Genomic DNA, 20,069 nt, shown 5'->3' with positions numbered 1-20,069 from the left:
CTCGAATCGGGTCCGAGGCCCCGAGCCGCCACCCGGTGTTCTCCACCGCCCTCGGGCCGCCCGTCAGCCGTCCCGGTGGCCGGCGTCCACGCGTGTGCGGTGGTCGTCGGCCCCGGTGCGCTTCCCGCCGGTGGCGACCACGCGGCTCCCGGACCTGCGCGGCCGTACCCGGCCCAGCAGGCGGGCCAGGCCGGATTCGTAGCGTGGCTGGAGCAGCAGAAGCACACCCAGTCCGCAGACGAACGCGACGGCGAACAGCATCCAGGACTTGGCGCCCCGCGCCGAGTAGGCCACGATCCCGAACGAGAACAGCGACGACCAGAAGTACATGAGGAGCACGGCCCGGCGTTGCGAGTGTCCGAGCTGGAGCAGCCGGTGGTGGAGGTGTCCCTTGTCGGCGGAGAAGGGGGACCGTCCGTTCCACGTACGCCTGACGACGGCGAGCACGAGGTCCGCGACCGGCAGCGCGATGACGGACAGCGGCAGCAGCAGCGGAATGTAGACCGGCACCATCGCGGCCGACCCGGACGTACCGTCGACGGTCTGCTTGAGGAGGCTCGGATCGACCTCGCCCGTGACGGAGATGGCGCACCCGGCGATGAGCAGCCCGAGCAGCATGGACCCGGAGTCCCCCATGAAGATCCGGGCCGGGTGCGTGTTGTGGACCAGGAAGCCGAGGCACATGCCCACCAGGATCGCGGAGATCAGCGTGGTGGCCGCGGCGGCCTCGATCCCGTAGCCGTACCAGAGCCGGTAGGCGTACAGGAAGAACGCCGTCGCCGCGATGCCCACCATCCCGGCGGCCAGTCCGTCGAGCCCGTCGACGAAGTTGACCGCGTTGATGGTGAAGACGATCAGTCCCACGGTCAGCAGGGTGCCCTGCCAGTCGGCGAGGTAGAACCCGTCGGTGCCCGGCACGGGGAGCCAGAGGATCGTCAGTCCCTGGAACACCATCACACCGGCGGCCAGCAACTGCCCGCCGAGCTTGACCAGTGAATCGAGCTCCCACTTGTCGTCGAGCACCCCCAGCAGCCAGATCAGCGCGGCACCGGACAGCAGCGCCCGGGGCGTCGAGCTCTGGGTGAAGATCTCCTCCAGGTGCGGGAGGTGCGAGGCCACCAGATATCCGGCCAGCAGCCCGCCGAACATGGCGATGCCACCGAGGCGCGGAGTGGGTTCGCGGTGGACGTCACGCGCCCGGATCTCGGGCACCGCCCCGACGGCGATGGCGAACTTCCGTACCGGACCGGTCAGGAGAAGGGTTACCGCTGCCGTGATGAACAGCATGAGCAAGTAATCCCGCATGAACGACTCCACATTCCGGCCCGGATCAGCCGTTTTCTGAACAGACAGTGGTCACTCACTGCGCCCCGTCGACCCTAACGCACTCGGTTTTTCCGACGAGGTAGGCCAGGGGACGTACGTTCCACTCCAGGTGGCGCCCTTTACGGAGCAGGAGGACGAAGCCGCATGGCTCGCCGCGATGGAGTGCGGCCAGCGCCTGTGTCCAGCCGCCCTGGTCGGCCCAGTGGAGCGCGCGGGCCAGCTCACGGGGCGTGAGACCGAAGAGGTGGGTGGCCCGGAGCTGGATCCGGATGGCGCGGATGGCTTCCTGGGGAGTGGCGACGATGCGGAGGTCGATCGGTTCCGGCCGGAAGCCGGTGGCGGAGCCGTAGCGGAGGGCCTCGAACCGGTAGCCGTGTTCGGCGCGCATCTCCAACGGGGCGGGGGAGTGGGTGTGGGCGTGCGGGAGTGTACGCATGGTCGACTGTCCGATCGCAGCACGTGGGGTCGCCCGGCTCCAACTGGCCGTGGGCACGGGGGAGTTATGACGCCGCGCGTGGGGCCGGCTCCTGAAACGGATCGGCATCGGCGACGTACGGTGACGGTAGCGTCACACATGGCGCTGGGGCAAGCGTGCTCCGGGGCAAGTATGCGTCTCGGGTGATCCGGGCATACGGCAGCCCCCGCCTGCCGGACGGGGGCTGCCGATGGAGACCTACTGAACGAAGTGGTCGAACCCGCCTGCCTTGACGCCTTGGATGAACGCAGCGAACTTGGCCCGGTTCATGGTGGCCACCACGCTCGGATCGTCGCTCTCGCGCATCAGGATGTCGTCGGCGTGCCGTGCCACCTCGACGCACTGCTCCCCGCCGCCGCCGGAGAACGACGACTTCTGCCATTCGATGTCTGCGTTCATGCTGCGGATTATCACAGGTCCCGCGCGATGTGGTGAATGAAGCTCCGCGACTCCTCGGGCGCGAGACTGACCCGCTGAGCGAAGTCGAGTTGCATGCCGTACCGGTTCAGGTCTGCCACGGCGTCCAGTTGTACGCCGCCGAACGGGGCGTCGATGTGGACGGTGTCGAGTTGCGGTACGACCCCGCCCGCGTACAGGACGGTCTGTGTCACCTCCACGAACTGTTCGCTGGCGAACGGGATCACGCGGACCGTTACTGCTGGCCTGTCCGTTGCCTCCACAAGGCGTTCCAGTTGTCCGCGTGCGACCTCCCGGCCGCCGACTCTCATGCGGAGACCGGCTTCGTGAACGATGACGTCGAACTTCGGCGGCACCTCGCGGTCGAGCACGGCTTGCCGACGCATGCGATGTTCGACCCTCGCTTCCACCTCGTCCTCGGGCAACTTGGGCAGGACCCCTTCGAACAGCGCCCGCGCGTACTGGGGCGTCTGGAGCAGCCCAGGCATCGTCACGGACTGAAGGCAACGCATATGGGTCGCATGGTGTTCCAGTTCCGCGATGTTCAGGAAGCCGGGTGCGAGTACGCCGCGGTACTCGTCCCACCAGAACTGGCCGCGGTGCTCCCGCGAGATGGTGCAGAGTGCCTCGATTAGCGCGCTGTCGTCGCAGGCGTAGAAGCTGGCCAGGCGACGGATGCGGTCCTCGCCGATACCCGTGCGGCCCGCCTCTATGTGACTGATCTTCGCCTGGTCGGCGGAGATCATTCCGGCAGCTTCGCGAGCGGTCTTGCCGGCTCGCTCACGCAACTTCCTCAGCTCGCCGCCCAAGCGGGCCTGGCGGGCAGTCGGGTTGTCCCTCGGCGGCATGTCCACCCTCTCCTGTCTGCACACAGTTTTGCAGGACCGCTGGCAGCGATGGCTCTCGTTCACCCAGTCGTGTGAAGGAAAGCGACATTGTTGCTCCGGAGCATAGTTGCCCCCTACGGTGCGAAGGGTGCAGTACCGCCTTGCCGGTCCGAAGTGCAGCCGCTCGTCAGCCAGTTGAACGCGCCCCGCGCGTACCCGCGGCCGATGACACGGACCGGGACTACGGACACGTGAGTTGGGAGACCTCGGCATGACCTCCGTAACCGCCCCTCCGCCACCAGCCCCCTACTTCCCCCAGCGCGGCGAGCGATACCGGCTCGTCGTGCCGAACGCCCCCACCGCCCCCAAGATCGTGCGGGACTTCGTGGCGACGGTGCTGTGTGCCACCGGGCACCCGGGCCTCGTCGACGACGCGCGGCTCTGCGTGAGCGAGGTCGTCTCCAACGCGTACTGCCACACGGACTCGCCGCAGGTCCGGGTGGAGGTCACCGTCAACCACCGGCAGGTGACGGTGTACGTGACGGACGACGAGCCCGGCCGCCTGCCCACACCGCCGCCCCCGCGCACCCCCGCACCTGATGCCGGGGTGGACGAGGGCGGCCGGGGGCTCGTCCTCGTGGACGGGCTCGCCGCTCGGTGGGGGACCACCGCGTACGGGGCACGGTCGCCGCACTCGAAGGCGGTGTGGTTCACCCTCGTCGCCTCCGGACGCTGAGGCGCCCCGACTCGCATGCGGGGCGCGAGACCGTCACCCGCTGCCCTGCCGGGCGAGAACCCGGGCATCTTCATTCCGGGCATCTCCGTTCCGCGCGTCCTCATGACGCACGGCCGACTGAACGGGCACCGTGCGAGAAACCTGCGCGACAACGGCCTTCGGGGCGTTCTTCTCCCGTACGACGAGCAGCCCGGCCAGCACCAGCAGCACCCAGAGCACCGGACCGAGTGGATTTCCGGGGGAAATGAACCCCTGTGCGGCAAGTCCGAGGAGGCCGCCGGCGGAAAGGACGGCCGCGACAACAACCTTGCCGAGGTTCATGTCCGATGCCGCACCGGAGCGGCGACGGAATTCGAACCGGCCGAAAATTCTCGTGAAGCACGCCAGGAAGATTCCCGAAACGCCGACCCACAGTGGTACCACCGCGAACCACATCGCGCTGCCGGGCTTCGGTGTCGAGAAGCCGAGTCCGACAATGGCGATTCCCGCCGTCATCACGAGTGCGGGCATGTGCCAGAGGTACAGGGTCATGAAGCGGGTTCCGCACCATTGAAGAACGGAGGTGGCCAGTGGACGTTCGGCGAACCGTGTGATGACCGGCTTGAGCGTCAGCCAGAGTCCGAGCTGCCCGATCGTCAGCGACAGCATCAGCGCGGTCGGCGGGCTCATGTTGGAGACCGGGGCCCCGGGCATTCCGATCATGGATGCCGGATACGGGCCGAAGAACACAGCGGCGGCGGTGAGGCCGAAGCCGACAGCGGCCAGACCCGCCGATGCCCACCCGCTCCGCATGCGCAGGCCGCCGTCGGCGTAGTGGAAGCCGAACTGGTGGGCCGCCAGCCAGACGAACAGGGCGTTCACGAAACCGATCGCGGGGCCGACCTCGAAGCGCAGCACATCGACGACCAGCGCACAGAAGGCGAGCACGCCGATCACGCGCCATCCGTACCGGCGGTACCACCGGAACATCACCGGTGTGAGCGCGACCACGAGCACGTAGACGGCGAGGAACCAGAGCAGCTGCCCGGCTATTTTGCCCGCCATCAGCACCGGTTGCTCAGGCGCTCCCGCGCCGATCAACGCGTGGGGCAGCAGCAGCCACACGGCTGCCAGGGGTATGACCGGCACCAGGAGACGCGCAATTCTGCTCCGGAGCCAGGTGTTCACCGATTTCGCCGACCGGAACGAGAAGAAATTCGCGGCCCCACCGGCGAAGAACACCATGGGCATGACCTGTGTCAGCCATGTGACAATCCACCAGCCGGGACTCGCGAGAGCATTCCCGGTGCTCAAATGCCCATTCTCATAGGCCAGTACGGGCATGAGCCAGTGCTGGGAAATCACGGCCAGCACGCATAGTGCTCTGATGATGTCTATGAATGGATCGCGACCGCGACCGGGCGAATGGGCCTGCTTCTGCTGCATGCAACCATCGTCCGCTCAGCAGGCGATACGGGCAGTAAAGCGGTCCCCCGAATTCATCGGGGTGCCAGCACCGCGTGCCGTGGTGGGGTTCTCCCCACCGCCCAGGTGGGGCGGTCGCCACGCTCGGGGACAGTGTGGTTCACCGTTCCTGGCCAGTGTGCATGAGTGGGTCCTGGCCCCACTGATGTGTGCTGGGCGCGTCCCGAGCGGCGCCGGGCACGGCGAAGGGCCGTCGCTCCCGAGCGGGGGGAGCGACGGCCCTTCGCCGTCTTCATACGCGCCTGCGCGCGCTCACGCGCGCTTGTGAATCAGAGAACGCGGACCGCGCCCGACGGCGGGTCGTAGGAGAGCGGGCGCTGCACCACACCGGTGCTGGAGTTCTGCGCACCGACGAACTGGCCGCCGCCCACGTACACCCCGACGTGGTACGCGCTGCCCGCGCCGCCCCAGTACAGGATGTCGCCCGGCTGGAGGTTGCTCAGGGAGACCTGGGTGCCCGCGGTGGACTGGGCCTGCGAGACGCGCGGCAGGTCGACACCCACCGAGCGGAACGCGGCCTGGACGAGACCGGAGCAGTCCCACGAGTTGGGGCCGGTGCCGCCGGACACGTACGCGTCGCCGACCTGGGCCTTCACGAAGGCGAGGACGGACGCGGCGGAGCCGGTCGCGCTCGACGACGAGGAGGAAGAAGAGGAAGAAGAAGAGGCAGACGTCGTCGAGGCCACGTTGGTGGAGGAGCCGGAGGACGCGCTGAGCGTCGTGCGGGCCTCGGCGCGGGAAGCGCGCAGGGCGGCCTCGGCCTTGGCCTTGGCGGCCGCCTCCGCCTTCTTCTTGGCCTCCGCCTTGCGTACCGCCTCGGCCTTGGCCTTCTTGGCGGCCTTGGCGGCGGTGGCGGCCGCGGCGTCTTCCTGGGCCTGCGTCTGCAGGTCCTGGGCGACCTGCTGCGTGGCCTCGGCGGACGCGGCGACGGCGGTGGAGAGCCCGGAGGTGATGGTGGGCATCTCGATGGTCTGGGTCACCGGCTCGGCCTGGGCCGGGCCGGCGGCGGCTGCGACCGCGATGGTGCTGAGGACGCCACCGGCAACTCCGGCCCGCAGCGCCGTCTTCGGGGCGTTTCGGCGGGGCTTCCGGTGGCTGGGTATGTGAGCGGTGTGGGACATGGGTACTAGCGCTATCAGGGCCTCGGGGCTCTCATCAAGAAACGTGTGTTACGACACAGTTACGTCCGGAATCCGTGAATCCGCTTTCTGGCGGCTCTTATTGACGCCGCAACGGGCAAACCGGGCACGCTTGATCAACGCTGTGATCACGGACTTTCGGCAATATGCCCTAATTGCCCGTCACCTACCATCCGTTCGCACCGTTGGCCAAGCCCGCTTTTATTGAAGCCTCAATGGAGTGACGCAGGTCACAGCAGGTCGCGGCGTGATCGTCGTGCGGCGGTCGTGCGGCCGGGGCGTGGACGATCTTCGGGCCGGACCCGTGCCCGAGGCCCGCAAGTGAAGTCCGTGAGTGGGGCCGCGGACGGGTCTGTGAGTGGGGTCAGTGAGTGGGTCCGCGGACGGGTTCGTGAGTGGGTCCGCGGACGGGGTCCGTGCGTGCGTTCGCGCGTGCGGTCCGGGCGGATCGGCGGGTGGTCGGTCTTCCGTCCGGAAGATCGTGAATGTGGGCACGCGTCCACTTCGCTCGACGTGGGCCCCTCGCGCGGGTGAGTCCGGAATGAGAGAGATCCCCATATCATGCATCGCTGTCCATTGCTAATTTGCATGTAGAGGCGTCTCATTGTTAATGCAAGAGCGCTTTGACCAGCGATAAGAACCTCAAATGTCACGTCTCGTGACCGCATAGCCGCTTTGCGTATGAAGATCGACCCTCCTCCGGCTTCATGATCATTCGCCGGGTGGCGGAGATCACAAACTCGGTGTACTACCCCGTGTCGCAGATCACAGGATGGCGGGCATAGGATGCGGGGCAGTCGGGCTTGTGAACTGCCTCACATGCGCACGATCTTGGTGAGGCGGCGAGCCGGTTGCCCGATGCGGTCCAACGGTCAAGGACGACTGGAAGGAGCGAGGAGCGTGAATGCCTACGCGCCCATCCTCGTGCTCGGCGCCCTCGGGGCAGGGTTTGCGATCTTCTCCGTGGTCATGGCCACGCTTATCGGCCCCAAGCGGTACAACCGGGCAAAGCTCGAAGCGTACGAGTGCGGGATCGAACCCACCCCCACTCCGGCCGGAGGCGGCCGCTTCCCCATCAAGTACTACCTGACGGCGATGCTCTTCATCGTCTTCGACATCGAGATCGTCTTCCTCTATCCCTGGGCGGTCACCTTCGACGCCCTGGGGATCTTCGGGCTCGTGGAGATGCTGCTCTTCGTGCTCACCGTCTTCGTCGCCTACGCGTACGTATGGCGTCGCGGCGGCCTGGAATGGGACTGAGGGGCTGAGGGGCACACCATGGGACTCGAAGAGAAGCTGCCGAGCGGCTTCGTACTGACCACTGTCGAGCAGGCCGCCGGCTGGGTGCGGAAGTCCTCCGTCTTCCCCGCCACCTTCGGCCTCGCCTGTTGCGCCATCGAGATGATGACGACCGGGGCCGGGCGCTACGACCTGGCCCGTTTCGGTATGGAGGTCTTCCGCGGATCGCCACGACAGGCGGACCTGATGATCGTGGCAGGGCGGGTCAGCCAGAAGATGGCGCCCGTCCTGAGGCAGGTCTACGACCAGATGCCCAACCCCAAGTGGGTGATCTCCATGGGGGTTTGCGCATCGTCGGGCGGAATGTTCAACAATTACGCCATTGTTCAGGGTGTTGATCACATTGTCCCGGTTGATATTTATTTGCCGGGCTGCCCGCCGCGGCCCGAGATGCTGATGGACGCGATCCTCAAGCTCCACCAGAAGATCCAGACCTCCAAGCTCGGGGTCAACGCGGAGGAGGCCGCCCGCGAGGCGGAGGACGCGGCTCTCAAGGCACTGCCCCTGATCGAGATGAAGGGGCTGCTGCGGTGAGCGAGAACCCGAACCACGACGAGCAGAACGACAGCGGCCTGCCCGCACCGCGCGACGAGACCGGCGAGGTCATCGGCGTACGCAAGGGCATGTTCGGCGCCAACAACGGCGGCGACACCTCCGGTTACGGCGGCCTCGTCCGCACGGTGAGCCTGCCCGGCGCCACGTCCCGCCCGTACGGCGGCTGGTTCGACGAGGTGGCCGACGAGCTGGAGGGGGCCCTGGAGGAACAGGACCTGCTTCCCGGGAACGCCATCGAGAAGACCGTCGTCGACCGCGGCGAGCTCACCTTCCACATCGCCCGCGAGCATCTCGTCCGGGTCGCCCGGACCCTGCGCGACGACCCGGCGCTGCGCTTCGAGCTCTGTACGGGCGTGAGCGGTGTCCACTTCCTCGGCGACAAGGGCCGTGAGCTGCACGCCGTCTACCACCTGCGTTCGCTCACGCACGGCCGGCTGATCCGCCTGGAGGTCTCGGCCCCGGACAGCGATCGGCACATCCCGTCCCTCGTCGACGTCTACCCGACCAACGACTGGCACGAGCGCGAGGCCTACGACTTCTTCGGGCTCGTCTTCGACGGGCATCCCGCCCTCACCCGGATCATGATGCCGGACGACTGGCAGGGCTTCCCGCAGCGCAAGGACTATCCGCTCGGCGGCATCGCCGTCGAGTACAAGGGCGCCCAGATCCCGGCTCCGGACCAGCGGAGGTCGTACTCCTGATGTCTACTCCCCACTCCCACCCGTCGCCCGGCCGCCCCCCCTCGGCGAGTCCCTCCGGGACGCCCCTTTCGGATGCCCGGGCGACGACCGAGGGGACTGTATATACAGTCACCGGCGGCGACTGGGACGAGGTCGTCGAGTCGGCGGTCAAGTCCGACGACGAGCGCATCATCGTCAACATGGGCCCCCAGCACCCGTCCACGCACGGGGTGCTCCGGCTGATCCTGGAGATCGACGGCGAGACCGTCACCGAGGCCCGCTGCGGCATCGGCTATCTCCACACCGGCATCGAGAAGAACCTCGAATTCCGGAACTGGACCCAGGGCACCACCTTCGTGACGCGCATGGACTACCTGACGCCGTTCTTCAACGAGGCGGCGTACTGCCTGGGCGTCGAGAAGCTGCTCGGCATCGAGGACCAGATCCCCGACCGGGCCACCGTCCTGCGCGTGCTCCTGATGGAGCTCAACCGGATCTCCTCGCATCTGGTGTGCATCGCCACCGGCGGCATGGAGCTCGGCGCCACGACGATCATGATCTACGGCTTCCGCGACCGTGAACTCGTTCTCGACCTCTTCGAGCTGATCACCGGCCTGCGGATGAACCACGCGTTCATCCGGCCCGGCGGACTCGCCCAGGACCTGCCGCCCGGCGCGATCGACCAGCTCCGCGAGTTCGTGAAGACCATGAAGAGGAACCTGCCGGAGTACGACAAGCTCGCCACCGGCAACCCGATCTTCAAGGCCCGTATGCAGGACGTCGGCTATCTCGACCTGACCGGCTGCATGGCACTCGGCGCCACCGGCCCGATCCTGCGCTCCGCCGGACTCCCGCACGACCTGCGCAAGACGGACCCCTACTGCGGATACGAGAACTACGAGTTCGACGTCCCCACCGCCGACAGCTGCGACGCCTACGGCCGCTTCCTCATCCGGCTGGAGGAGATGCGCCAGTCGCTGCGGATCATCGAGCAGTGCATCGACCGGCTCGCCCCCGGACCGGTGATGGTCGCCGACAAGAAGATCGCCTGGCCCGCGCAGCTCGCGCTCGGCCCGGACGGGCTCGGCAACTCGCTCGACCACATCAAGAAGATCATGGGCACCTCCATGGAGGCCCTGATCCACCACTTCAAGCTGGTGACCGAGGGCTTCCGGGTCCCGGCCGGACAGGTGTACACCGCGGTCGAGTCGCCCAAGGGAGAGCTCGGCGTGCACGTCGTGTCGGACGGCGGCACCCGCCCCTACCGGGTCCACTTCCGCGACCCGTCCTTCACCAATCTGCAGGCCATGGCGGCGATGTGCGAGGGCGGCCAGGTCGCCGACGTCATCGTCGCCGTCGCGTCCATCGACCCCGTGATGGGAGGCGTCGACCGGTGACCGAAGCACGTCAGGAAGTCAGTCTGGGGATGCCGCAGCTCCCCGCCCCCGCCTACCCGGCCGAGGTGCGCGCCAGGCTCGAAGCCGACGCGAAGGAGGTGATCGCCCGCTACCCCGACAGCCGCTCCGCGCTCCTGCCGCTGCTGCACCTGGTGCAGTCCGAGGAGGGGTACGTCTCCCGTACGGGCATGGCGTTCTGCGCCGAGCTGCTCGGCCTCACCACCGCCGAGGTCACCGCGGTCGCCACCTTCTACACGATGTACCGGCGCAAGCCGAGCGGTGACTACCAGGTCGGCGTCTGCACCAACACCCTGTGCGCGGTGATGGGCGGAGACGCGATCTTCGACCGGCTCAAGGAGCACCTCGGCGTCGGCAACGACGGACCCGATATGACAACTGCGGACGGCAAGGTCACCCTCGAACACATCGAGTGCAACGCGGCCTGCGACTTCGCCCCTGTGGTGATGGTCAACTGGGAGTTCTTCGACAACCAGACGCCCGAGAGCGCGACCCGCCTGGTCGACGACCTGATCGCCGGGCGCACCGTCGAACCCACCCGCGGCGCCCCGCTCTGCTCGTACAAGGAGACCGCCCGGATCCTGGCCGGCTTCCCCGACGAGCGCCCCGGCGCCGTCGAGGCGTCCGGCGGCGCGGGCCCCGCCTCGCTGACCGGACTCCGGCTCGCCAGGGGCGAGGAGCCGCATCCGAAGGTCGTCTCCCCGCGCGGCGAGCCGGCCCGCGCCGACACCCCGCAGGACCAGGACCGCACGGCCGGTCCCGCCGCAGAGGAGGGGAAGTGATGACCTTGGCCGCCGAGCTCAACGGCAACGGGAACGGGAGCAACCCCGAGAAGTTGCTCGCCCCCGTCCTCTCCGCCTTCTGGGACGAGCCGGAATCCTGGACCCTGGAGACCTACCGGCGCCACGAGGGATACGAGGGGCTGCGCAAGGCCCTCGCCATGTCCCCGGACGAACTCATCGCCTACGTCAAGGACTCCGGTCTGCGCGGCCGCGGCGGCGCGGGATTCCCCACCGGGATGAAGTGGCAGTTCATCCCCCAGGGCGACGGCAAACCGCACTATCTGGTGGTCAACGCCGACGAGTCGGAGCCCGGGACCTGCAAGGACATCCCGCTCCTCTTCGCCAACCCGCACTCCCTCATCGAGGGCATCGTGATCGCCTGCTACGCGATCCGGTCCTCGCACGCCTTCATCTATCTGCGGGGTGAAGTCGTCCCCGTACTGCGGCGGTTGCACGAGGCCGTGCGCGAGGCGTACGCGGCGGGCTTCCTCGGGACGGACATCCTGGGCTCGGGGCTCGACCTGGAACTCACCGTGCACGCGGGCGCGGGCGCGTACATCTGCGGTGAGGAGACCGCACTGCTCGACTCGCTCGAAGGGCGACGCGGCCAGCCCCGGCTGCGGCCTCCCTTCCCCGCGGTCGCCGGTCTGTACGCCTGCCCCACCGTGGTGAACAACGTCGAGTCCATCGCTTCGGTTCCCGCGATCCTGAACCGGGGCAAGGAGTGGTTCAAGTCGATGGGCAGCGAGAAGTCCCCCGGCTTCACGCTGTATTCGCTCAGCGGGCATGTCGCGAGCCCCGGCCAGTACGAGGCCCCGCTCGGCATCACGCTGCGCCAGCTGCTCGACATGAGCGGCGGCATGCGCCCCGGCCACCGGCTGAAGTTCTGGACCCCGGGCGGCTCCTCGACCCCGATGTTCACCGACGAGCACCTCGATGTGCCGCTCGACTACGAGGGCGTCGGCGCCGCCGGTTCCATGCTCGGCACCAAGGCGCTCCAGTGCTTCGACGAGACGACCTGCGTCGTGCGGGCCGTCACCCGCTGGACCGAGTTCTACGCCCACGAGTCCTGCGGCAAATGCACGCCGTGCCGCGAAGGCACCTACTGGCTGGTCCAGTTGCTCCGCGATATCGAGGCCGGCAAGGGACAGATGGCCGACCTCGACAAGCTGAACGACATCGCCGACAACATCAACGGCAAGTCCTTCTGCGCCCTCGGCGACGGCGCCGCCTCGCCGATCTTCTCCTCGCTGAAGTACTTCCGCGAGGAGTACGAGCAGCACATCACGGGCCGGGGCTGCCCCTTCGATCCCGCCAGGTCGACCGCCTGGGCCGACGACAAGAACGCTCACCAGGGGGTGAACGCATGACAGTCACCACGAGTGCGCCCTCCGGGGGCGGCGAGGCGGCCGTCCCGCCCGAGGACCTCGTCACGCTGACCATCGACGGCATCGAGATCAGCGTGCCCAAGGGCACCCTGGTCATCCGGGCCGCCGAACTCCTCGGCATCGAGATCCCGCGCTTCTGCGACCACCCGCTCCTCGACCCGGCCGGCGCCTGCCGCCAGTGCATCGTCGAGGTCGAGGGCCAGCGCAAGCCGATGGCGTCCTGCACCATCACCTGCACCGACGGCATGGTGGTGCGGTCGCAGCTCACCTCGCCGGTCGCCGAGAAGGCGCAGAAGGGTGTGATGGAGCTGCTGCTCATCAACCACCCGCTGGACTGCCCGGTCTGCGACAAGGGCGGCGAGTGCCCGCTGCAGAACCAGGCGATGTCGCACGGCGACGCCGACTCGCGGTTCGACGGCAGGAAGCGGACGTACGAGAAGCCCGTGCCGATCTCCACCCAGGTGCTGCTGGACCGTGAGCGGTGCGTGCTCTGCGCGCGCTGCACCCGGTTCTCCAACCAGGTGGCCGGCGACCCGATGATCGAGCTGATCGAGCGCGGCGCGCTCCAGCAGGTCGGTACGGGCGAGGGCGACCCGTTCGAGTCGTACTTCTCCGGGAACACCATCCAGATCTGCCCGGTCGGGGCGCTGACCTCGGCCGCGTACCGGTTCCGCTCCCGGCCCTTCGACCTGGTGTCGTCGCCGTCGGTGTGCGAGCACTGCGCGGGCGGCTGCGCGACCCGCACCGACCACCGGCGCGGCAAGGTCATGCGGCGGCTCGCCGCCAACGACCCCGAGGTCAACGAGGAGTGGATCTGCGACAAGGGCCGCTTCGGCTTCCGCTACGCACAGCAGCGGGACCGGCTCACCACTCCGCTGGTGCGCAACGCGGACGGCGTCCTGGAACCGGCGAGCTGGCCCGAGGCGCTGGCCGCCGCGGCCACCGGACTGGCCGCCGCACGCGGCCGGGCCGGCGTCCTGACCGGCGGACGGCTGACCGTCGAGGACGCGTACGCGTACGGCAAGTTCGCCCGGGTCGTGCTGGACACCAACGACGTCGACTTCCGGGCCCGGACGCACAGCGGCGAGGAGGCCGACTTCCTGGCCGCCCGCGTCGCCGGGCGCGGCCGGGACCTGGACCACACGGGTGTCACATACACCTCGCTGGAGAAGGCCCCGGCGGTGCTGCTGGCCGGGTTCGAGTCGGAGGAGGAGGCGCCCGGCGTCTTCCTGCGGCTGCGCAAGGCGAACCGCAAGCACGGACAGCGCACGTTCGCCGTCGCCTCGCACGCCACACGCGGGCTGGCGAAGGCGGGCGGCACACTGCTCCCCGCCGCCCCCGGCACCGAGACCGAGTGGCTGGACGCGATCGCGGGCGGCGTCGGGCTCGACGGCGACGGAGCCGCGGCGGCCGAGGCGCTGCGCGGCGAGGGCGCCGTGATCGTGGTCGGCGAGCGGCTGGCGGGCGTGCCGGGCGGGCTCACCGCCGCGGTGCGGACCGCGACCGCGACCGGGGCCGCCCTGGTGTGGATTCCGCGACGGGCCGGCGAGCGCGGCGCGGTGGAGGCGGGCGCGCTCCCGTCGCTGCTGCCCGGCGGCCGTCCGGCGACCGACCCGCGGGCCAGGGACGAGGTGGCGGCCGTCTGGGGCGTCGCCGAACTCCCGTCCCGCTTCGGCCGTGACACCGGCCAGATCCTGGAGGCCGCGGCCACCGGTGAACTGGGCGCGCTGCTCGTCGCCGGGGTCGAGCCCGTGGACCTGCCGGACCCGGCACGGTCCCTGGAAGCCCTGGACCGGGTCGGTTTCCTGGTCTCGCTGGAGCTGCGGCCCAGCGAGGTGACCGAGCGGGCCGATGTGGTCCTCCCGGTCGCCGCGGTGGCCGAGAAGGCCGGGACCTTCCTCAACTGGGAGGGCAGGGCCCGGATGTTCGAGGCGGCGCTGAAGCCCGAGCAGATGACGCGGACGCTCGCACCGGCCGATGCGCGGGTGCTGCACATGCTGGCCGATGCGCTGGCCGACGCCACGGGCGCCGGCGAACCCAGCCGTTTCGCGCTGCCGGACCTGAAGTCCGTACGCCGTGAGCTGGACCGGCTCGGCGGCTGGGCCGGGGCGCACGCCGCCGACCCGGACGAGCCGGCACGGCCGCTGCCCCGGCCCGGCGCCGGCGAGGCGGTCCTCGCCGGCCACCGGATGCTGCTCGACCTGGGCCGGCTCCAGGAGGGCGACGACGCGCTGGCCGGCACCCGGCACGCCTCGGTCGCCCGGCTCTCCGCCGCCACCGCGGCCGAGACGGGCGTGAAGGACGGCGACCTGCTGGCCGTCACCGGCCCGGCGGGCAGCGTCGAACTCCCGTTGAAGGTCACCGACATGCCGGACCGGGTGGTCTGGGTGCCGCTGAACTCCGTCGGGCGGGGCGTCCCGGCCGACACCGGCGCCCGGCCCGGCGGTCTGGTCCGGATCGGCCCCGCCGGACCGGGCACTCCCGACATCACACCGGAGGTGGGGGCGTGACTGCCTTCGCTCAACTGGCCGCGGCACCGCACGGGGCCGTACTCGCCGCCGACGATCTGTCGATGTTCGGCACCGACCCGTGGTGGCTCGTCGTCATCAAGGCGGTGTTCTGCTTCGCGTTCCTGATGGTGACCGTGCTCTTCTCCATCGTGTGGGAGCGCAAGGTCGTCGCCTGGATGCAGCTGCGCATCGGGCCCAACCGGCACGGTCCCTGGGGCATGCTCCAGTCCCTCGCCGACGGCATCAAGCTGATGCTGAAGGAAGACGTCGTCGTCAAGCGCGCCGACAAGGTCGTGTACGTGCTGGCGCCGGTCGTCGCCGCCATTCCGGCGTTCATGGCGATCGCGGTGATCCCGTTCGGCCCGTCCGACAACCAGGTCTCGATCTTCGGGCACCGTACGGCGATGCAGCTCACCGACCTGCCCATCGCGATGCTCTACATCCTCGCGGTCGCCTCGGTCGGGATCTACGGCATCGTGCTGGCGGGCTGGTCGTCGGGTTCGACGTACCCGCTCCTCGGCGGCCTGCGCTCCTGCGCACAGATGATCAGCTACGAGATCGCGATGGGCGCCGCGTTCGCCTCGGTCTTCCTCTACTCCGGGTCGATGTCGACCTCGAAGATCGTGGAGGCGCAGCAGGACCGCTGGTTCATCCTGCTGCTGCCGGTCTCCTTCATCATCTACATCGTCACGATGGTCGGTGAGACCAACCGGGCCCCGTTCGACATGCCGGAGTCCGAGGGCGACCTGGTCGGCGGCTTCAACACCGAGTACTCGTCGATCAAGTTCGCGATGTTCATGCTCGCCGAGTACGTCAACATGGTCACCGTCTCGGCGGTCTCCACGACCCTGTTCCTGGGCGGCTGGCGGGCCCCGTGGCCGATCAGCACCTTCTGGGAGGGCGCGAACCAGGGCTGGTGGCCGATGCTCTGGTTCGTCATCAAGGTCCAGCTGCTGCTGTTCTTCTTCATCTGGCTGCGCGGCACGCTGCCCCGGGTCCGCTACGACCAGCTGATGAAGCTCGGCTGGAAGGTCCTGATCCCGGTCTCCCTGCTCTGGCTGATGCTGGTCGCGACGGTGCGGGCGCTGCGCAACGAGGGGTACGACTTCACGAAGATCGTGCTTTACGTGGCCGGAGCCGTGATCGTGGTCCTGCTGATCTCCTTCGTCGCCGACATCTTCCGCGACAAGAAGGGCCGGGCCGCCCAGGCGGAAGCCGGACCGGGGCCGGCGTTCGACCCGATGGCGGGCGGATTCCCGGTGCCGCCGCTGCCCGGACAGACCCTGCCCCCGGTGCCGCGCCGCAGGCCGCGGGGCGAGCGGGAGCTCGTTGTCAGTGGCGGGTCGGATACTCAGAGTGACGGAAATTCGAGTGACGGGAAGGAGGCTGACGGTGTCTGAGTCATCAGAGCCCTCGGGCGAGAAGTTCCAGAACCCTGTCGCCGGCTTCGGCGTGACCTTCAAGGCCATGTTCAAGAAGCGGCTGACCGAGCAGTATCCGGAAACGCGGAAGGTGACGGCGCCGCGCTTCCATGGCCGGCATCAGCTCAACCGCCACCCGGACGGTCTGGAGAAGTGCATCGGCTGCGAGCTGTGCGCCTGGGCCTGTCCGGCGGACGCGATCTATGTGGAGGGCGCGGACAACACCGACGAGGAGCGCTACTCCCCGGGGGAGCGCTACGGCCGCGTCTACCAGATCAACTACGCGCGCTGCATTCTCTGCGGTCTGTGCATCGAGGCGTGCCCGACCCGGGCACTGACGATGACCAATGAGTTCGAGCTCGCCAACACCAGCCGCGAGAGCCTCATCTACACCAAGGACGAGCTGCTCGCCGGCCTGGAGGAGGGCATGGTCGACTCCCCGCACGCGATCTACCCCGGGATGGACGAGCAGGACTACTACCGAGGTCTCGTCACCGAGGCTGCCCCGGGTACGGAGCGTCAGGTCGCGGTCTCCAAGGGCGAGAAGCCGTCGGACGGCGACCGCGCGGACAACGGCTCGGCGCGGGAGGTGGGCGCATGACCGGCCTGGCCGCGGCGGCCTCCCAGACCTCGACCGGCGAGGCCGTCCAGTTCTGGCTGCTGGGCACCGTCGCCGTGCTCGGCGCGCTGTCCACCGTACTGATGAAGAAGACCGTGCACAGTGCGCTGAGCCTCGCCGGGACCATGATCGTCCTGGCGGTCTTCTACCTCGCCAACGGCGCCTACTTCCTGGGCGTCGTCCAGATCGTCGTCTACACCGGCGCGATCATGATGCTGTTCCTCTTCGTGGTCATGCTCGTCGGTGTCACGGCGGCCGACTCGCTGAAGGAGACCCTCAAGGGCCAGCGCTGGCTGGCCGCGGGATGCGGGATCGGCTTCGGCGTCCTGCTGATCGCGGGCATCGGCAACGCCTCGTTGAACAGCTTCAACGGGCTCTCCACCGCCAACGCCGAGCACGGCGGGAACATCGAGGGACTGGCCAGCCTCCTCTTCACCAAGTACGTCTTCGCCTTCGAGATCACCGGCGCCCTGCTGATCACGGCGACGGTCGGCGCGATGGTGCTCACCCACAAGGAGCGCACCGAACGGGCGAAGACCCAGCGGGAGATGTCCGTGGAGCGCGTACGCGGCAAGCAGGTGCCGCCGCTGCCCGCCCCCGGTGTCTACGCCCGGCACAACGCGGTGGACATCCCGGGCCTGCTTCCGGACGGCACACCGTCCGGGCTCACCGTCATGCAGACGCTGCGCGGCCGCGGTCAGATCCGCGATGTGTCGAGCGAGTCGCTGGACCAGCTCAAGGCGCTGGAGCAGCGCTCCGAGGAGCGCCTCGGCCGTGACAACGAAGACGAGGGGGCCGCCAAGTGAACCCGGTCAACTACCTCTATCTCGCCGCCCTGTTGTTCACCATCGGTGCGGCCGGGGTGCTGATCCGGCGGAACGCGATCGTGGTGTTCATGTGCGTGGAGCTGATGCTCAACGCCTGCAACCTCGCGTTCGTGACCTTCTCCCGGATGCACGGCAATCTCGACGGGCAGATCATCGCCTTCTTCACGATGGTCGTCGCCGCCGCCGAGGTCGTGGTCGGACTCGCGATCATCGTGTCGGTGTTCCGTTCCCGCCACTCGGCCTCGGTCGACGACGCCAGCCTGATGAAGCTGTAAGGGGACGTTGAATCGTGGAGAACCTGATTGCGCTGCTCGTCGCGGCGCCTCTGCTCGGAGCGGCGGTCCTGCTCTGCGGCGGCCGACGGCTGGACCGGTCCGGACACTGGCTCGGCACCCTGCTCGCCGCCGTGTCGTTCGTCATCGGTGTCGTCCTCTTCCTCGACATGCTGGGGAAGGGCGCGGAGGACCGGGCGCTGCACCAGAAGCTGTTCAGCTGGATTCCGGTCGAGGGCTTCCGGGCCGATGTGGCCTTCCAGCTGGACCAGTTGTCGATGACGTTCGTGCTGCTGATCACCGGTGTGGGCACCCTGATCCACATCTACTCGATCGGCTACATGGAGCACGACGAGCGCCGGCGCCGCTTCTTCGGCTATCTGAACCTGTTCCTCGCGGCGATGCTGATCCTGGTCGTCGCGGACAACTACCTGCTGCTGTACGTCGGGTGGGAGGGCGTCGGTCTGGCGTCGTACCTGCTGATCGGCTTCTGGCAGCACAAGCCCAGCGCGGCCACGGCCGCCAAGAAGGCATTCCTGGTCAACCGGGTCGGCGACATGGGCCTGTCGATCGCGATCATGCTGATGTTCACCACGTTCGGCACGTTCGCCTTCGGTCCCGTCCTGGGGGCGACCGGGGAGACGAGCGAGGGCAAGCTGACGGCGATCGGTCTGATGCTGCTGCTCGCGGCCTGCGGCAAGTCGGCCCAGGTGCCGTTGCAGTCCTGGCTCGGTGACGCGATGGAGGGCCCGACCCCGGTCTCGGCCCTCATCCACGCCGCGACCATGGTGACGGCGGGTGTCTACCTCATCGTCCGCTCCGGCGCGATCTTCAACGCGGCGCCGGACGCGCAGCTGGCCGTCGTGGTCGTCGGCGCGGTCACGCTGCTCTTCGGTGCGATCGTCGGTTGCGCGAAGGACGACATCAAGAAGGCCCTCGCCGGGTCGACGATGTCGCAGATCGGCTACATGATCCTGGCCGCCGGGCTCGGCCCGATCGGCTACGTCTTCGCGATCATGCACCTGGTGACGCACGGCTTCTTCAAGGCCGGGCTCTTCCTCGGTGCCGGTTCAGTCATGCACGGCATGAACGACGAGGTCGACATGCGGAAGTACGGCGGCCTGCGGACGTACATGCCGGTCACCTTCGTCACCTTCGGCCTCGGCTATCTGGCGATCATCGGCTTCCCCGGCCTGTCCGGCTTCTTCTCCAAGGACAAGATCATCGAGGCGGCCTTCGCCAAGGGCGGCACCGAGGGCTGGATCCTCGGCTCGGTGGCCCTGCTGGGCGCCGGGATCACCGCGTTCTACATGACGCGCGTGATGCTGCTGACGTTCTTCGGCGAGAAGCGCTGGCAGCCGGACGCGGAGGGCCGCGAGCCGCATCCGCACGAGTCCCCGAAATCGATGACCATCCCCATGGTCGTCCTGGCGTTCGGCTCGGTCTTCGCCGGATTCCTCTTCTCCTTCCGTGACCGCTTCCTGAACTGGCTGGAGCCGGTCACCGGACACAGCCACGGGAACGCCCCGGTCGGCGCCACGACCGTCACGGCCGCCACCATGGTGGTGCTCGTCGTCGGTGTCGCGATCGCCTGGGCGATGTACGGACGCAAGCCGGTACCGGTCGTCGCCCCGCGCGGCTCGCTGCTCACCCGGGCTGCCCGCCGCGATCTCCTCCAGGACGACTTCAACCACGTGGTCCTGGTCCGCGGCGGCGAGCACCTCACCCGCTCCTTGGTGTACGTCGACCACACCCTGGTCGACGGCGTCGTCAACGGCACGGCCGCCTCGATGGGCGGGCTCTCCGGCCGGCTGCGCAAGCTGCAGAACGGCTACGCCCGCTCCTACGCGGTCTCGATGTTCGGCGGTGCGGCGGTCCTCATCGCCGCGACCCTGCTGATGAGGGCGGTCTGATCAC

General features: G+C 68.6%; 19 protein-coding genes. 13 read left to right on the top strand and 6 right to left on the bottom strand.

What is annotated here, in order from left to right; genetic code table 11:
- Positions 1-63 precede the first annotated feature (63 nt).
- The 4 genes from ACF08M_RS09670 to ACF08M_RS09655 all read right to left on the bottom strand — a co-directional run bounded on the left by ACF08M_RS09670 (position 64) and on the right by ACF08M_RS09655 (position 3,066).
- Positions 64-1,305: an MraY family glycosyltransferase gene (locus ACF08M_RS09670; protein ID WP_392184667.1), complete on the bottom strand. Its 1,242-nt coding sequence runs from the start codon at positions 1,303-1,305 to the stop codon at positions 64-66.
- A 55-nt stretch (positions 1,306-1,360) separates the two neighbouring features.
- Entirely contained in the window at positions 1,361-1,762 is a 402-nt protein-coding gene (locus ACF08M_RS09665; RefSeq protein WP_392184666.1) for a hypothetical protein, read from the bottom strand.
- 237 nt (positions 1,763-1,999) lie between these two features.
- Entirely contained in the window at positions 2,000-2,200 is a 201-nt protein-coding gene (locus ACF08M_RS09660; protein ID WP_392184665.1) for a DUF397 domain-containing protein, read from the bottom strand.
- Between the two features lie 11 nt (positions 2,201-2,211).
- Positions 2,212-3,066 (bottom strand): helix-turn-helix domain-containing protein, encoded by an 855-nt coding sequence (locus ACF08M_RS09655; RefSeq protein ID WP_392184664.1) that lies wholly within the window; start codon positions 3,064-3,066, stop codon positions 2,212-2,214.
- Between the two features lie 250 nt (positions 3,067-3,316).
- Here ACF08M_RS09655 and ACF08M_RS09650 point away from each other — a divergent pair, with 250 nt between their 5' ends.
- Positions 3,317-3,781, top strand: coding sequence for an ATP-binding protein (locus tag ACF08M_RS09650; RefSeq protein WP_392184663.1), 465 nt, complete (start codon positions 3,317-3,319; stop codon positions 3,779-3,781).
- A 33-nt stretch (positions 3,782-3,814) separates the two neighbouring features.
- Here ACF08M_RS09650 and ACF08M_RS09645 read toward each other — a convergent pair whose 3' ends face one another.
- Together ACF08M_RS09645 and ACF08M_RS09640 are read right to left on the bottom strand one after the other, a co-directional pair.
- Positions 3,815-5,206 (bottom strand): acyltransferase, encoded by a 1,392-nt coding sequence (locus tag ACF08M_RS09645; RefSeq protein WP_392184662.1) that lies wholly within the window; start codon positions 5,204-5,206, stop codon positions 3,815-3,817.
- A gap of 308 nt (positions 5,207-5,514) precedes the next feature.
- Positions 5,515-6,366, bottom strand: coding sequence for a C40 family peptidase (locus tag ACF08M_RS09640; RefSeq protein ID WP_392184661.1), 852 nt, complete (start codon positions 6,364-6,366; stop codon positions 5,515-5,517).
- A 918-nt stretch (positions 6,367-7,284) separates the two neighbouring features.
- Between ACF08M_RS09640 and ACF08M_RS09635 the strand changes: the two genes are divergently transcribed.
- The 12 genes from ACF08M_RS09635 to nuoL are packed head-to-tail and all read left to right on the top strand — an operon-like array spanning position 7,285 to position 20,065.
- The gene (locus tag ACF08M_RS09635) at positions 7,285-7,644 is read left to right on the top strand and encodes an NADH-quinone oxidoreductase subunit A (protein ID WP_003992243.1); all 360 of its coding nucleotides are present in this window, start codon (positions 7,285-7,287) and stop codon (positions 7,642-7,644) included.
- Between the two features lie 18 nt (positions 7,645-7,662).
- Positions 7,663-8,217, top strand: coding sequence for an NADH-quinone oxidoreductase subunit B family protein (locus tag ACF08M_RS09630; protein WP_189546875.1), 555 nt, complete (start codon positions 7,663-7,665; stop codon positions 8,215-8,217).
- Complete coding sequence (locus ACF08M_RS09625) at positions 8,214-8,939, top strand: NADH-quinone oxidoreductase subunit C (protein WP_392184660.1); 726 nt, start codon at positions 8,214-8,216, stop codon at positions 8,937-8,939. Before ACF08M_RS09630 ends, ACF08M_RS09625 begins: the two co-directional genes overlap by 4 nt.
- Entirely contained in the window at positions 8,939-10,315 is a 1,377-nt protein-coding gene (locus ACF08M_RS09620) for an NADH-quinone oxidoreductase subunit D (protein WP_392184659.1), read from the top strand. Before ACF08M_RS09625 ends, ACF08M_RS09620 begins: the two co-directional genes overlap by 1 nt.
- Before the next feature lie 29 nt (positions 10,316-10,344).
- Positions 10,345-11,115, top strand: coding sequence for an NADH-quinone oxidoreductase subunit NuoE (gene nuoE, locus ACF08M_RS09615; RefSeq protein WP_392184809.1), 771 nt, complete (start codon positions 10,345-10,347; stop codon positions 11,113-11,115).
- A complete protein-coding gene (gene nuoF / locus ACF08M_RS09610; protein ID WP_392184658.1) occupies positions 11,112-12,485 on the top strand; it encodes an NADH-quinone oxidoreductase subunit NuoF in 1,374 nt (457 codons plus the stop codon). Before nuoE ends, nuoF begins: the two co-directional genes overlap by 4 nt.
- Positions 12,482-15,013 carry an NADH-quinone oxidoreductase subunit G gene (locus ACF08M_RS09605; RefSeq protein ID WP_392184657.1) on the top strand — a complete coding sequence of 844 codons (2,532 nt, stop codon included), beginning with the start codon at positions 12,482-12,484 and terminating at the stop codon, positions 15,011-15,013. The genes nuoF and ACF08M_RS09605 overlap by 4 nt, the downstream gene beginning before the upstream one ends.
- Entirely contained in the window at positions 15,010-16,413 is a 1,404-nt protein-coding gene (nuoH, locus tag ACF08M_RS09600; RefSeq protein WP_392184656.1) for an NADH-quinone oxidoreductase subunit NuoH, read from the top strand. The genes ACF08M_RS09605 and nuoH overlap by 4 nt, the downstream gene beginning before the upstream one ends.
- A complete protein-coding gene (nuoI, locus tag ACF08M_RS09595; protein WP_392184655.1) occupies positions 16,406-17,035 on the top strand; it encodes an NADH-quinone oxidoreductase subunit NuoI in 630 nt (209 codons plus the stop codon). Before nuoH ends, nuoI begins: the two co-directional genes overlap by 8 nt.
- A complete protein-coding gene (locus ACF08M_RS09590; RefSeq protein WP_392184654.1) occupies positions 17,032-17,859 on the top strand; it encodes an NADH-quinone oxidoreductase subunit J in 828 nt (275 codons plus the stop codon). The genes nuoI and ACF08M_RS09590 overlap by 4 nt, the downstream gene beginning before the upstream one ends.
- Positions 17,856-18,155, top strand: a complete 300-nt coding sequence (gene nuoK / locus ACF08M_RS09585) for an NADH-quinone oxidoreductase subunit NuoK (protein WP_093543641.1) — start codon at positions 17,856-17,858, stop codon at positions 18,153-18,155. Before ACF08M_RS09590 ends, nuoK begins: the two co-directional genes overlap by 4 nt.
- Before the next feature lie 14 nt (positions 18,156-18,169).
- Positions 18,170-20,065: an NADH-quinone oxidoreductase subunit L gene (nuoL, locus tag ACF08M_RS09580; protein WP_392184653.1), complete on the top strand. Its 1,896-nt coding sequence runs from the start codon at positions 18,170-18,172 to the stop codon at positions 20,063-20,065.
- The last annotated feature ends 4 nt before the right edge of the window (positions 20,066-20,069 follow it).

The sequence above is a fragment of the Streptomyces sp. NPDC015032 genome (assembly GCF_043080425.1).
Taxonomy (GTDB): domain Bacteria; phylum Actinomycetota; class Actinomycetes; order Streptomycetales; family Streptomycetaceae; genus Streptomyces.
This window is presented reverse-complemented; position numbering and strand designations above follow the sequence as displayed.